Source organism: Azoarcus sp. DN11 (genome assembly GCF_003628555.1).
Lineage (GTDB): Bacteria > Pseudomonadota > Gammaproteobacteria > Burkholderiales > Rhodocyclaceae > Aromatoleum.
Map to the genome: position 1 here is coordinate 3696701 of NZ_CP021731.1, position 14470 is coordinate 3711170.

Sequence of the window (14470 nt, forward strand, 5' to 3'; positions counted from 1 at the left end):
CAAGGTGAGCGCAAACTTCACCCCGGGCTTCGTCGCCCGCCAGTTTCGTCTCGACGGCAAGGTCGCGCTGATCACCGGCGGCCGCGGCGCGCTCGCCGAAGCCATCGCCGCGACGCTGGCCGACCTCGGCTGCAGCGTCGCGCTGGCCTCGCGCCACGAGCAGGAATGCGCCGACATGGCGGCGGGGCTCGCCGAACGCTTCGGCGTCAAGGCGATCGGCCTGCGCTGCGACATCGCCAAGGAAGAAGAAATCGAAGCCGCCGTCGCCGCGACCGTCGAGCGCCTGGGCGGCCTCGACATCCTGATCAACAACGCGGGCGCCTCGTGGTGGGGCCTGCCGGAAGAGATCCCGCTGTCGGGCTGGCGCAAGGTTGTCGATGTGAACCTCACCGGCACCTTCCTCGCTTGCCGACACGCCGCCCGCCACATGATCGGCAAGGGCGGCGGCTGCATGGTGAATATCTCGTCGGTCGGCGCGTTCCTCTCCTACCGGCCGGACGCCGGCCAGGTCGTGCCCTACACGACGACCAAGGCCGCGATGGTGCACCTCACCAGCGACCTCGCCGCCCAGTGGGCGCACCACGGCATCCGCGTCAACGCCGTCGCCCCTGGCTCGGTCGAGACCGGCATGACCGAGACGCTGACCGAATGCATCCAGCAGAAGCTCCTCGATGGCATCCTGCTGCGCCGCTTCGGCAAGCCCGCCGAAGTCGCGCCGACCGTCGCCCTGCTCGTTTCCGAGGCCGGCAGCTTCATCACCGGCCAGACCTTTCTCGTCGATGGAGGCCAGTCGATTGCCTGAACATACCCCCAACACCTTCTCCGCCGACGGCCTGACCTGGACCGACGCATCCCTGTGGCAACAGTTCGCCGCTCTGGCCGACGCGGACCCGCAGGCCTTGGCCGTTGTCGGTGCCGACGGACGGCGGTGGAGCCGCAGCGAGATGCGCGCCATGGCCGAAGCGGCCCAGCGCGCCCTGCTCGCCGCCGGCATCCGCCCGCACGATCGCGTCATGCTGCAGGGGAGGAAGAACACCTCGGTCCTCGCCGCGGCACTCGGCATCTCGTTCGTCGGCGCGGTGATCTGCCCCTACACCCCCGATCTCGGCGCCTCCGAGCGCCGTGTGCTCGACGAACGCCTCGGTCATGCCGCGGTCTTCGACGACAGCGTGGGCGAACCGGTGCCGGGACTCCCCGGCCTGCGCCTGAGCACGCGCGAGCGCAGCCTCGTCGGCGAGCCCGACGAACGCAACGCGCAGACCGCACTCATTGGCTTCACCTCCGGCACCACGGGCGTACCGAAAGGGGTCATGCACTCGCCGGCCGCGATGAACTACGCAGTGCGGGCGTGCGCCTGGGTTGCCAACCTTATACCCGGCGATCCCATCCTGGGTCTGATGCCCTGGGGCAGCGCGCCCGGCTTCACCTTCACCGCCCACTTCTCCCTCGCCCTCGGCCATCCATTGGTCATCGTCGATCGGTGGGATCCGCTCGAAACCCTGAAGATCATCGATGAATACGGGTGCCGCTGGGGCATCTGCGTGCCGACCAACCTTGTCTCGATGGTGGAGATCGCCCGTAGCGGAAAGTGGTCCCGGCCGAGTCCGCTCAAGGCGCTTGGCGTCGGCGGCGGCTCGATGACGCCCGAGCTCATCCGTGGCGCCAAGGAGCTGCTGGGCATCCCCGCACTGCGGATGTTCGGCATGTCCGAATGCATGGGACATGCCTCGACGCATCCTGGCGACCCGCTCGAACGCCTCTGCCATTCCGACGGCAAGTCCTTCCCCGGAACCCGCGACGAGGCTTTCGACGCCGAACGCCGCATGCTTCCCCGGGGGCAGCGCGGACAGGCCGGCGTAAAGGGGCCGTCGCTCTTCATCGGATACTGCCGCGGATTGGGCGACCGGGAGTACAACTTGACTCCGGACGGCTACTTCCTCACCGGCGACGAGATCATCTGCGACCCCGACGGTTCCCTGAAAGTGGTCGGACGGATCAAGGATCAGATCATCCGCGGTGGCTATAATATCGACCCAGCCGAAGTCGAAGCCGCGCTACTGAGCCACCCCGCCATCGCGATGGCTTCTGTGGTTGCCGTGCCGGAAGCTCGGCTCGGGGAGCAAGCCTGTGCGGTATGCAAGATCCGGGGCGGATATCACGCCCCGACCCTGGAAGACGTGAAGGGTCATCTTGCCACCATAGGCCTCTCCAAGAAAAAATGGCCGGAACATCTGATCGTCGTGGAAGATCTCGTGTACACGACGACTGGCAAGGTCGACAAGAAGCGTCTGTCCCGATTGGTCGTTTCGGAGCTGCAACTGGGCTAGGGGCATTCGCGTGCGAACGCAGGGACGCGGGTCGGCACGCTGCAGCGCGTCGCCCGCGTCGGCAATTCAATCGGGACTATGGGAGCCTTATGAAAACTTCAGTCAAGCGGACCGAGCCGGTAACGAAAAAGAGGGCCCGCGCGACAACCGCGGCGCACGACGAAAAACGCTTCGATATCATCGAACACTGCGCCGCCCTCTTCGACCGTGTCGGCTACCACGGCACCTCGATGCAGATGCTCGCCGACGAAGTAGGCCTCGGCAAGCCGACCCTCTACCACTACTTCTCCAGCAAGGACGACATCCTCCACGAGATGCACCAGTTGCATATCGACGCGCTGATCGGTGGCCTCGAAGCCGACGCCAGCATGCCGAACATCCAACCCGCAGAACTCCTGGAACGCGCCTGCGCCTCGACACTGCGCCAGATCGCTCTGCACCCCGGCTACGTCCGCGCCTTCATGGACCACTACGCGGAACTCCAGGACGAACAGCGCGCCGAAATGCGCCAGCGCAGACAAGACTATTTCACCCGCGTCACCAACATCATCCGTGCCGGGATCAAGTCCGGCCAGTTCCGCGAGGTCGATCCGGACCTCGCCACCCTAACCTTCCTCGGCATGTGCAACTGGGCCTACAAATGGTATCCCCGCATGGCCGACAAGACCCCCCCGGAAGAGATGGCGAAGTCGCTGTGCAGCATTCTGCTCGGCGGATTGAATGCCAAATGACCAAGCAGGCCCCGGTTAGCGGGGCCTGAGTCATTTTGGGGGTGGGGTCATTCACCTTGCGCGAAGCCGACGGGCAACTACCCGGTCTTATGTGTGGCTCCACATAAGACCGACGACCGGAAGTGGGAACAGCTAGCCCGCCCTACTTCGTTTGACATTCCATGCTCAGCGCTACCGCTTCGCCAGCGACACCGACGTCTCGGTACCCGTGCGTCCTGGCCCCAAATGCCGCCCGGTCAAGCCGGTATCAGGCGCAGTCCGGTTATCTCCGAAGGCGCCCGAATCGCTTTGGTGGACCGCAGTAGCTGGTCCGCCACGACGAAGCGACAAAGCAGGCCGAATGGCACGAGGCAGGAGGAAAGGGCCAAGCCGCCAGCGGCCGGCACCCGACCGGCAGTGCCAAGGTCGAGGGCCGGCAGCAGACGCCAGCCGATGTTAGGCGTGCAGGCCGCCGATGAGCGGCAGAATTCGCCAGAGCGCGCGGCGCACGCCGCTGGGCAGGACATTCTCGCCGGCGGATGGTCGATGCTTGGTTCGGGTCAGAGACATGGGGTTGGCGGCAGTTGGTTGGATTATCGATCAGGCTGCCATGGGTCCTGCCAGGTTCCGTTTCGCACACCACAATCCTCGCGTACTATGCATTGCGGAACCTGTATTCCCGATTGCCAAGGAGGAGACAATGCCGTTCATGCTCAAGATTCAGTGGGACATGAAGGCCGGTCAGGAGGCCGTCTTCCGCGCCAATCAAGCGGCGCCGTGCGAAGTGATGCTCGAGCATCCGGGGGCGATCTGCTACCACGCCGACTACCCATCGCCACGGGTGAGCGAGTGGACGGAGATCTACGCGACCGACGAGGCCTTCGAGGCGCATCTTGCCAACGAGAAGGGCAAGGGGCCACTGGCGAAGGTGATCGAGGCGTGCGACAAGATCAGCTACCAGTGCTGGGGCAACCTGAATGGGAGCTCGAAGGAGATTCGAGCGGGATTCGGGACCACATGCCACGAGACCGCGAAAAGCGCCTTTGTGCTCAATCCGCGGGCGGACAAGGACTCGCCGATCTAGTCGCCGGCGTCCCCCTCAACCGCCCCTATCGTTTTCCCTATCCAGCGACGACCGAGGGCGCAAGATGGAACGGGCATCCATGCTTCACCTCGAAGCGAGTCACGACGACCACCTAGTCGCGTTCGATTCACTTGGGGCGATGCTGGACTTCTGTGCGGATTCCGACCATCAGGCGCCGGTTTGCGCTGTCACGGCCAGAGAACCGGGTTGCGACAGGCTTCTACCGGAGGAAGCACGCTCGCGCGCGCTCTCCTCTTGGGCGTAACGCATTTCGGCGATCAACGAGCTCGACGCCCGCCAATACATGAAGGCGGCGACGAGCGAGAACAGGATCGCAGCACTGATGGCGAAGCGCAGCGAATACTGCCCCATGCCGAAACGGACGATCAGGGTCTCGCTGATAAAGCCGGTCACCGTCGGACCGAGGCCGAGCCCAACTAGGTTCGTCACCAGCAGCGTCACTGCAGACGTCAAGGCGCGCATGTTCGGCGCGACGAGCAATTGCGGAACCGCCACGACCGGGCCATAGTAAAATGGTAGCAAGGTAAAAGCCACTGCGCCGAAAGCCAGTGAGAGCGTTGTCGATTCGACCAGGTACTGCGCGAGCGCCATCGGCACGAAGATCAATCCGCCGAACGTGAGAACCCGCAGGCGCATGCGGGCGTCCCGCTGACCCAGACGGTCGGACAGCCAGCCACCGAGGTACATTCCAATGCCGCCGCCGATGCCATTGACCAGTGCGAGATAGACCGAGACCTCGCCGATCGACATTTCGTGCACCCGTGTATAGAACGGAGCGCTCCAGTTCATCACCGAATAGGAGACATAGGCGTGCAGCGCCGCTCCGACGATGAGAAACCGATAGCTGCGCAGATGCCAAAGCTTCCGCAGAGCCTGGGCAAAGCCGGGCTGTGAATCCGCGACGTCCGCAGGCTGATCGAAGCGGCCGCGGACCGGCTCCCGGATCGCAAATAGCACGATCGGTGCAAGCAGAAGTCCCGCGACGCCGATGATGGCGAAACTCTTCCGCCAGCCGAGCGTCTCGGCGAGCACTCCCGCTGCCAAGAAGCCGAACATCATGCCAACAGGCAGCGATAGTCCAAGGATTGCCATGGCCGTGGCGCGCGAGCGCGGCGGAAACAGGTCCGCGATCATCGAATGCGATGCGGGGATGCTGCCGGCTTCGCCGGCCGCGACACCGATTCGCAAGATCACCAAGTGCGTGAAATTCGCCGCGAGGCCGGTCAGTGCTGTCATTCCGCTCCAGACGGCGACCGCTGCGGCGACCAGACGCTTGCGAACGGTACGGTCCGCGAGGCGCGCAATCGGCAAGGATAGTGTCGTATAGAACAACGCAAACGACAGGCCGGTGAGCAGTCCGAGCTCGGTGTCGGACAGGCCGAGGTCGCGCTTGATCGGAACCTGCAGAATCGAAATGATTGTCCGGTCGATGTAATTGAAGGTCGACACTGCGAACAACAGGCCCAAGACGAACCAACGTCCTGATAATTCTTTCATCGCGCGTTCTCGCTGAATCGCATGTTCAAATGATGAATCCGGGGGAATACGGCGCCCACCTCGCCCGGCTCCGTCTTCACTCCCAACCTGCCGTCCTGGCCGCCGTGATGCCGAAGGTCATTGCCATCGCCAGACCGCCGGCGTACCCGACGCCATATGCTCCGCCCGCATCGCTCCCTGCCGCCAGCAGTCCCGGAACGGCCCGACTCTGGTTGTCGAGGACTTGGGCGCCGGTATCGATCGTCAGGCCGCCGAAGGTGAAGGTGATCGCCGGATAGACGACCAGTGCGTAGAACGGGGCCCGATCCATCGGCAGGCAGGTTTCCGTTCGCGGGGGATTCATGACTTCCCAGCCATTGTTCGCCTCGTCGTTGTAGTGGGACAGCTCGCGTACCATCGTCTCCCCGTCGAAGCCCTGGGCGGTGGCGAACGCAGCCAGCTCGGCATGAGTGTTCGCGATGATCCCCTCGCCCCCGTTCTCCATCGCCACGACGAACTTGTCCAACGGCGGCGCCGTGGCAACGATCGGTTTGGTCGCGTGCTCGGCGTGCACGCGGGCGTCCCACAGGCAGATCGCGCGCGCGTTCGGCTGCATCACCGTATGGTAGGTATTGGTGTGGTCGCCAAAGGATTCGTCGCAGAAGCGTTTGCCGCGTTCGTTGAACAACAAGGCATGGTCGCTGTGATACTGCGAGAGCATCGTGTAATAGCGCTCCTCGCCCCACGCGTTCGGCTTGCTGACGAGGTGCCCGTAGAAGCCTCGGTTGGTCCCGCGCACTTCGCCGCCGGCCTCCCGGCCCAGCATCAGTCCGGCGCCGTCGCTGTAAGGGTTCGACCGCAAAAGCATGTTGCGGGCGTTGTCGTGGATGTACTGCGAACGCAGCTCGGGATTGCCCTGGAAGCCGCCCGTCGCGAGCAGGGTCCATTGGGCATGGACGTCGATCTTGCCGTCCTGGTGCACCGTCCTCGCACCGGTGACGCGCCCCTCGCTGTCCTTCAGCAGCGTCGACACCGTCGTTTCGAAGACCACGTGCCCGCCCGCCTTTTCGACGAGATCGACGCAGCCCTTCAGGTGTTCGACGATGTCGATCTGGTAGCCATTGCCGTGCAGCACCTTCATGGCCTTGGAGATGTCGATGCCGCGGCGGCGCAGCCAGGCGATGGCTTCGGGGTAGCGCTCGCAGATGAGCCTGCCCAATGCGGGTTCGCCCGCGCCGTACAGCTCCATCTTCTTTGCCGACGCAGCCGTCCACAGCACCCCGCCCGACAGGAAAGCGGAGCCACCGATCTCCGGAGCCTTTTCGACGACGATGACCCGGGCGCCCCGCTCGGCGGCCCAGCCTGCCGCCGACAATCCCGCCATCCCGGCGCCAACGACCAGCAAATCACACTCAAGGACTTCGTAGCTCATTGGTTGCTCCTAGCGATATACCAGAACCGGGATCGTCGAGTGCGTCAGCACCTTCTGCGTCTGGGACCCGAGAAGCAGTCCCTTGACGCCTTTGCGACCGTGGGAGGCCATCAGGATGATGTCGCAGCCATGCTGCGCGGCCGCAGCAAGAATCCCCTCATAGGGCTCGTCGGCGACGCCACATGCGGACGCGCTCGGCACGCTCGCATCCTTGGCGACGCTTTCTGCCCCCTCAAGAATGTCGCGAGCCCGCTCATTGACCAATTGATCAACCAGATCCGGTTCGAGGGTACGCATCAACGATACCTCACCGTAGAGCGACGACTCCATGTTGGGCGTGGCGAAGAAGAACGTGATGCGGGCCTTCGTCTCCTGCGCAAAGGCTACAGCCTTCTTGACTGCCATGGCAGACAGCGTGGAGCCGTCAGTCGGAACAAGCAAATGACGAAACACGATCAAACCTCATAATGAGACTTCGGAAGGGAATCTAGGTCACCGACTGCAGCGCCTTCCGGGTGCCCGTCACTGCGGCCTCCTTGGGGCTATCGGTCGGCGTGATCGGCGCCTGGGCGTCACTAGGCGTTTCGGATGAGACCTTGGCAGGACGCGACTCCCCTTGCAGCAGGAAGTGCGACAGGGCCGGAATCAGAATCAGCGCACCAAGCATGTTCCACACGAACATGAAGGTCAGCAGGATTCCCATATCCGCCTGGAACTTGATCGGGGACCAAGCCCAGGTGATCACGCCGGCCGCGAGCGTCACGCCCACCAGAGCGACGACCTTGCCGGTAAAGGCGACTGCCCTCTGGTAGGACTGCGCGAGCGTGAAGCCGAGACGCTGCTGGGTGAGTTGTACCGACAGCAGGTACAGCGCGTAGTCGACGCCGATACCCACCCCGAGCGCGATGACCGGCAGCGTCGCGACCTTGACGCCGATACCGAGCTGGACCATCAGTGCCTCGGCGAGGACCGACGTCAGCACGAGGGGCAACACCGCGACGACGACCGCACGCCAGCTGCGGAAGGTGATGGCGCACAGCAAGACCACCGACGCATACACGTAGAGCAGCATGGTGCGGTTGGCGTCGCGCACGACGATGTTGGTCGAAGCATCGATGCCGGCGCTCCCGGCCGCAAGCAGGAATTGCCGTTGCGACGTGTTGTGCTCAGCCGCGAACTCCTCCGCGACCTTGACGACGCGGTTCAGCGTTTCGGCCTTGTGGTCGGACAGGAATGCCAGCAGCGGCGTCATCGAGCACCGCGAATTGAGCATGTCGGCGTTCCACGCGATCGCGTTGTTGATCTGCGCGTCAATCACCGACTGAGCGTCGGGCACCGTGAGCCACTTCGGATTGCCCTCGAACGCACCGGACGTATAGGAACGCACCGTGTCGGCAAGCGAGGCCGTGCGCTGCACGCCGGGCTGCTGCCGCAAGGTCCACGCGAGCTGATCGATCTCGGTCAGCGTCTCGTACGACCGGCAGCCATCGTCGGGCGTCTTGACCATCACGGCGAAGACGTCGCTGGATATGCCGTAGTTCGACGTGACGAACGCGTTGTCGCGGTTGTAGCGCGACTCCGGTCTCAGCTCGGGGGCCCCAGCATCGAGATCGCCGATCTTCAGGTTTTGCGCGCCGAACCAGCCAAGCACGCCGAGCACCACGGCGACCGCAATCGCGCCCGATGCCCACTTCCGCTCGGTAAAGCGGTCGAGGAGGCTCCAGACCTTGCCGAAACCGCGGCCACCGCTCTCTTCGCGCTCTTCCGCCAGACTGCGTTTCGCTGCGGCGCGGCTGACTCCCACGTAGGACAGGAAGACCGGCAACAGGATCAGGTTGGTCGTGATCAGCACTGCGACACCCAAGCTCGCTGCCAGCGCCAGCTCGCGGATGACTGGGATGTCGATGACCATCAGCACCGCGAAGCCCACCGCATCGGCCAGCAGAGCCGTCAACCCGGCGAGGAACAGGCGGCGGAAGGTGTAGCGGGCGGCGACCCACTTGTGCGCACCGCGGCCTACGTCCTGCATGATGCCGTTCATCTTCTGCGCGCCGTGGGACACGCCGATCGCAAAAACGAGGAAGGGCACGAGAATGGAGAACGGGTCGAGTCCGTAGCCGAGCGTGACGACGATCCCGAGTTGCCAGATGACCGCGATCAGCGAACATGCGAGCACCATTGCCGTGCTGCGGAAGCAGCGCGTGTACAGGAAGATGATCAGCGCGGCGATCCCTGCAGCAACCAGGAAGAAGGTCATCACCTTCTCGAGGCCGTCGATCAGATCCCCGGCCAGCTTCGCAAAGCCGATGATGTACATCCGCACCTTCGGCGGGTTTGCAGCGTTGCCGGTCGCATAGCGTAGGCGGATGTCTTCGAGCTGGTTCGACAGTTGATGATAGTCGAGTGAATTGCCTTTCCCGTCCTTCGCCAGCAGGGGCATCACGATCATGCTGGAGTGATAGTCGTTGGCGACGAGACTGCCGACGAGTTTCGCCCGCCCGATATTGATCTTCAGGTCCTCGATCGATTTCGCGCTACCGTTGTAATCGTTGGGCAGGACGGGCCCACCACGGAACCCTTCTTCAGTGACTTCGACCCAGCGGACGACCGGCGCGAAGAGCGATTTCATCCAGGCACGGTCGAGGCCCGGCAGCGTGAAGATTTCGTCGTTGATTTTCGCCAGCGTGGTTAGGTATTGCGGATCGAAGATGTCGCCGTTGGGGTTCTCGACGACGACCCGCACCGAATCCCCCATGCCGCGCAGGTCGGGACGGTTCTCAATGTAATTCTGAATGTACGGATGCCCCTGCGGCAGCATCTTGTCGAAGCTGGCATTGACGTGCAGGTCGCGCATTTGGAACGCGAAAAACACCGTAAGGAGGGCGCAGATCACGATCAGGATTGGCCGGTTGTTGAAGATCAGCCGCTCAAGAAGATTACCCGACGCGTCGTCGAAATCTCGCGGGTCGGAAATCGTCTTCATGGATTCGCGATGGGTCATTGGTTTGCTCATGCCGCTACTGCTCCAAGTGAGGATCTACCCGCACGCCTTCCGAACCCGCCAGCACGACGCCCCCCTGGGGCTGCCCGACGATTCCGTAGTAGGCCATCGGGAGTGCCGGTTTCACCTCCGTGAAGCTCTTGCCCTGATCGACACTGCGCAGGACTTCACCCCCCTGGGTCGCAAGCAGGACCTCGCCGCCGGGCAGCACAACGCCGCTGGTGATCCCCGCCGACGTGCCGAGCGCGACCTTCTCCCACGACCCGCCGTCATTCGCGCTGCGAAAGAGGCTGCCCCGCAGGCCAAACGCGAGCAGGGTGTCCGATTCGAGCTTCAGCAGGCCGAAGACGCTTCCCTGGTATGGCAGTGGGCGCGCGACGAAGCGGCTCTTCCCAGCGTCGAAACGCAGGACCAGGCCTCCCTCGCCCGCCACATAGACCGCCTGGCGGTCGCCGACGACGGCGTAGAAGTGCAGCTCGTCCGGGTTGTCTGTACGGTCCATCAAGGGCGTCCAGGTCTTGCCGCCGTCCAGGGTGCGGAAGATGCGGTTGAAGGTACCGACGACGTACCCGCTCGTCTCGTTCTCGAAGAACACTGCCATCAGCGGCTGCGTCCCGCCGTCCTGCTGGAGGCGCTTTTCGCGTGCGACGTAGGTCGCGAGCTCCGGATTCGTCTCGACCTGTGCTTCGAGGTAGCGGACCGCAATCTCCGCGCTCTGCTTCCCGTCGAGTTGCTTGATCCAGTGCGCGCCGCCGTCGCTCGAATGCAGTATGACGCCACCGTGGCCGACCGCCCAACCGAGCTTCTCGGTGGGAAACGTCACTGCGACGAGATCGGTGGCGACGGGGACTTCGGCCTGCTTCCAGGTGCTCCCGCGATCGTCGGAGTACACGATGTGCCCCCGCTGGCCCACCGCGACAAGACGGTTCCCGGCCGCCGCGACGGCCAGCATCGGGCTTTGTGGCGCGAGCGTGCTCGCCACGGCCGGCCGGTCGAGCGGTCCCACGAAGGTCCAGGCCGCTGCTGGCTGCGATGCCGCAAGCATTGCCCCGACAGCCATAGCTGCAAATAGGTTCAGGTAACGCAAGGCGGTCTCCTCCTCTTACGAATGCATCGTTCCGAATCCGGACCGACCTGCCCGCATTCAAGCGGGCCGGCCCGGGTCGTCAAGGATCATCAGCGCACACCCTCAGCCGCCAGTGCCTCTGGCATGAAGAACGAGTTCGGCTTCATCGGCGTCACCACCCAGCCGCCGCCGTCCGTCGGATCGGTTTGATGGGCGTACATCCCGGTCGCGAGATCGTGGGTCACGTACTCGTCGGTCAGATGGTGTCCTGGGGTCTCATACATCGAGATCGGCAGGTTCAGCACCACCCGGTAGATCTGGCCGGTCGAATCATAGTTGTCGGCGATACCGACGCCCGGCATGTCCTCGTCGAAGTGGAACACGCGCTTCGGATAGACGTGGCGCTTGCCGGGCTTGAGCGTGGCTTCCACGACCCACACGCGGTGCAACTCCCAACGCATGCAGTCCGGATTGAGGTGATTCTTCATGTGCCGGACGCTCTCCGGGCAAACCTTGGGATCCCGGATCTTGTATGAGTTGTAGGGGATGTACATCTCTTTCTTGCCGACCAGCTTGAAGTCGTACCGGTCCATGGCGCCGAAGAAGACCGCGGTGTCGTCCAGAACGCCGGTCCCGCCGCCGGTCGGGCTGGGCGTGTCATAAGAGAGATCGGGCGACAACTTGACCCGTCTTTGTCCCGGCAGATAGGACCACGCACGACGACCGGTATTGACCATATCGACGGAATCGCGCACCAGCACCTTTTCACCCGCCTTGCGGCTCGGTGCGGAGTAGTCGAGACGCAGCGCTTCATAGACTTCGTTGTCCGAGAGCGGCGTCGTCCGCTTCGGATCGAAGATCGGATACTGGATATACGCGGTCGAAGCACCGGTCAACGTGATGTTGCCTTGCGTATCGATGACCCTCGACGACATGGCCGCCGTCGCCATGGCGGGCGCATCGTACTTCAACAGGCGGTTCCACACCACCTCGTTACCCGTCTTCGGGAACGGGAAGGGCAGGCCGGGCCAGCAGCCCTCAAGCTTCAGGCCGTCACTGGCGGTCTTGCACTCCGACGCGTTCTTCAGCGTGTTGTCCAGGTAATACTTCGGATAATTCGCCGTGCGGTGTCCCGGATAAATATCCAAGCGGTACGTCGGGTACTTCTTCAACATGGCCTTGGTGCCCTCGGTCAGCTTATCCGAGTATTTGTCCATGTTCTTCGCGTCGATCGAAAGCACCGGCTTTTCGTTCGCGAACGGATCGGGGCGATGCGCCGGCGTCTTGGGATCGAAATTCGCCGGCGGATTGAGGACGCCGGTCCACGCTGGGATCGTGCCCTCCTTGTTGCCCGCGACTTCGGCTCCCCACGGGGTGCGCCCTCCCCCCAGGGATTTCACCTCTTCGGGCGTGGCGGCGGCCAGTGCGGTGCCGGCAATAGCTGCCGCCACCAGGGCGGCGAGCGTCTTGATTCCTTGTGCCATCGTTGTCTCCTCTCGTGCTCTTAGAATGTGGTCTTGAATGTCACCGAAAGCCAGCCGCGGTCGTGAATCGGGCCGTTGCCGTTGGACGATCCGAGGACCGTCGGCCCGATGCCCGGAACGGCAAACGCCGCGGGCGTGGGTTTCGATTTGGTGAGCCCGTAATAGTCGATATAGGTGATATCGAGCTTGTATTTCGCCTTGATGTCGGCGCTAAATCCCGCGCTCCAGCTGCCCGTGTCCTGGTTGCCGCCGAACGGCACCGGGGAATTTCCCTTCAGGCCGCGGCTGTACGACATCGGCATAGATAGATCGACCCCCGGCAGCACCTGGAACCAGGTCGGCGAGAACGAGAGCTGCAGCCCCCACGCGTCGTCGGTGGAACAGCCGTCGCGCCATGTACCCCCTGCTGCGCCGACGTTATTCGTGCAAGCGTGGTCGACGCTCTTGAAGTTCGCCGGATTGCCCCTCAACTTGTCGAGCTTGCTGTAGGTCAGCTCGCCCGACACGTTCGCCATATCGAACAGCGGGGTCTTGCCGATAATGCCAATTGCGTTGATCAGCGCGTGCCAGGTATCACCCCGTGCGAGGTCCGTCGCCCCGAATACGGTATTCAGCACCGAATTCTCGCGATGGACGATCTCGGAACCGATCGCGATACCGCCCGCAATTTCCTTCGACAGGCTCACGCCCCACAGTTTCACGTCCTTCGCATAGGCGCTATAGAACCTCGTCGGGCCAGTGGTGGTGCGGAGGAACTGGGGAACCTTGTCGTCGAATTCCCGATAGTAAATACCGAAGGTGCCGAAATCGGTGTTCGCTTTTCCGTTCACCCCCCAATCGCCGCTGCCCTTGGGCCTGGAATTGGGGCCGGAGTGGAGATCGCCGACAAAGCGTGTGGTGGCGAAAGGACTGATCCGGGTTCCACCGGAAAACAGGAAGTCGGTGCTGCCAAGATAGGTTCCACCTTCGGGCAGGCGGAACGGCTTCCATTCAAAAGCATACTGCCCGGCGAAGGAAAAAGTATCGTTGAGCCGCAGCAGAGCCGAAATTTGGTTCCGCGGCAGGAACAGCTCCTTGGCTTCCGAACCCGGCGTCGCCAGCGATTTACTGAAGTTCACCGAACCCTGCGAGTACGAGACGCCGTGAATCGGCGTGAACAGCGACTCGCCCCAATAGATATTGTGCCGACCGAAGCGCACATCCAGGGGAGATTCGCCGAGGTCGACCCGACCGAATACGAACGCATCGAGCAATTCACCCGAATGCGTGTAATAGCGCGTTACGTCGTTGGTGAACCGGTTGTTCGGATAAGCGGTCCCGAGACCGGCAGCCTGGTACGCCGGATTGCCATCGACGTGGCGATCGTAGGCAGCGTCATACCAGGCGCTACCGGACACCCGGAAACCGTAGTTCCGCTTAAAAACGAAATCGAATTCGGACAGCAGGTCGACGCGATTGGTGACGATATCGCCGTTGTTGAATTTGTATTCACCCGCTTGTGCCGTCCAAGTATCGCCCAAGGTCTTGTCGCGCTCGTTCATGCGCCAGCCGACGTTATATCGAACCTGGTTGTCCCAACGGACTTCCAAGTCCGGATTATTGGTTTCGAACTGAAACGCGGCGGCACCACCACTCCAAAAACCTGCCGCGGCCAGCCCGATCACCATCGGCCGCAAGCAGAGTAAGCGCGCCTCAAACTGAGCTTCCTTCATCTCCTTCCTCCTTTTTTGTGCATCTCTGGAATCCGGCTCTAATGGTTTTTTACGGGGAAGCCTGCTCATTCTGACTCGCTCCTCAGACTTCCCCGGACCGGTTCATGGGTTTTACGTTGCTGCCGCCAACTCCGTCGAATGTCGTCGATATGAAACT

At 63.0% G+C, this 14470-nt stretch carries 11 protein-coding genes; 4 read left to right on the forward strand and 7 right to left on the reverse strand.

Annotated features, from left to right (window positions below):
- Window positions 1-4: 4 nt before the first annotated feature.
- The 4 genes from CDA09_RS17085 (at window position 5) to CDA09_RS17105 (ending at window position 4121) form a co-directional block, all read left to right on the forward strand.
- Entirely contained in the window at window positions 5-802 is a 798-nt protein-coding gene (locus CDA09_RS17085) for an SDR family NAD(P)-dependent oxidoreductase (protein ID WP_121429752.1), read from the forward strand.
- On the forward strand, window positions 795-2327 hold the full coding sequence (locus CDA09_RS17090) for a class I adenylate-forming enzyme family protein (RefSeq protein ID WP_121429753.1): 1533 nt from the start codon (window positions 795-797) through the stop codon (window positions 2325-2327). The genes CDA09_RS17085 and CDA09_RS17090 overlap by 8 nt, the downstream gene beginning before the upstream one ends.
- A gap of 89 nt (window positions 2328-2416) precedes the next feature.
- Window positions 2417-3058, forward strand: coding sequence for a TetR/AcrR family transcriptional regulator (locus CDA09_RS17095; protein WP_121429754.1), 642 nt, complete (start codon window positions 2417-2419; stop codon window positions 3056-3058).
- 688 nt (window positions 3059-3746) lie between these two features.
- Window positions 3747-4121, forward strand: a complete 375-nt coding sequence (locus CDA09_RS17105) for a hypothetical protein (RefSeq protein WP_286164199.1) — start codon at window positions 3747-3749, stop codon at window positions 4119-4121.
- Window positions 4122-4289: 168 nt separating this feature from the next.
- Here the strand turns inward: CDA09_RS17105 and CDA09_RS17110 are convergent, their stop codons facing one another.
- From CDA09_RS17110 to CDA09_RS17140, 7 genes are all read right to left on the reverse strand, one after another.
- Window positions 4290-5639 carry a spinster family MFS transporter gene (locus tag CDA09_RS17110; RefSeq protein WP_121429757.1) on the reverse strand — a complete coding sequence of 450 codons (1350 nt, stop codon included), beginning with the start codon at window positions 5637-5639 and terminating at the stop codon, window positions 4290-4292.
- 76 nt (window positions 5640-5715) lie between these two features.
- Entirely contained in the window at window positions 5716-7050 is a 1335-nt protein-coding gene (locus CDA09_RS17115) for an FAD-dependent oxidoreductase (protein ID WP_121429758.1), read from the reverse strand.
- A gap of 9 nt (window positions 7051-7059) precedes the next feature.
- A complete protein-coding gene (locus CDA09_RS17120; protein ID WP_121430904.1) occupies window positions 7060-7503 on the reverse strand; it encodes a universal stress protein in 444 nt (147 codons plus the stop codon).
- Between the two features lie 34 nt (window positions 7504-7537).
- Window positions 7538-10063 (reverse strand): efflux RND transporter permease subunit, encoded by a 2526-nt coding sequence (locus tag CDA09_RS17125; RefSeq protein ID WP_286164201.1) that lies wholly within the window; start codon window positions 10061-10063, stop codon window positions 7538-7540.
- 4 nt (window positions 10064-10067) lie between these two features.
- Window positions 10068-11138 (reverse strand): WD40/YVTN/BNR-like repeat-containing protein, encoded by a 1071-nt coding sequence (locus CDA09_RS17130; protein ID WP_121429759.1) that lies wholly within the window; start codon window positions 11136-11138, stop codon window positions 10068-10070.
- Window positions 11139-11227: 89 nt separating this feature from the next.
- Entirely contained in the window at window positions 11228-12601 is a 1374-nt protein-coding gene (locus CDA09_RS17135; RefSeq protein WP_121429760.1) for a DUF1329 domain-containing protein, read from the reverse strand.
- Window positions 12602-12621: 20 nt separating this feature from the next.
- Window positions 12622-14313, reverse strand: coding sequence for a DUF1302 domain-containing protein (locus CDA09_RS17140; RefSeq protein WP_121429761.1), 1692 nt, complete (start codon window positions 14311-14313; stop codon window positions 12622-12624).
- Window positions 14314-14470: the final 157 nt, after the last annotated feature.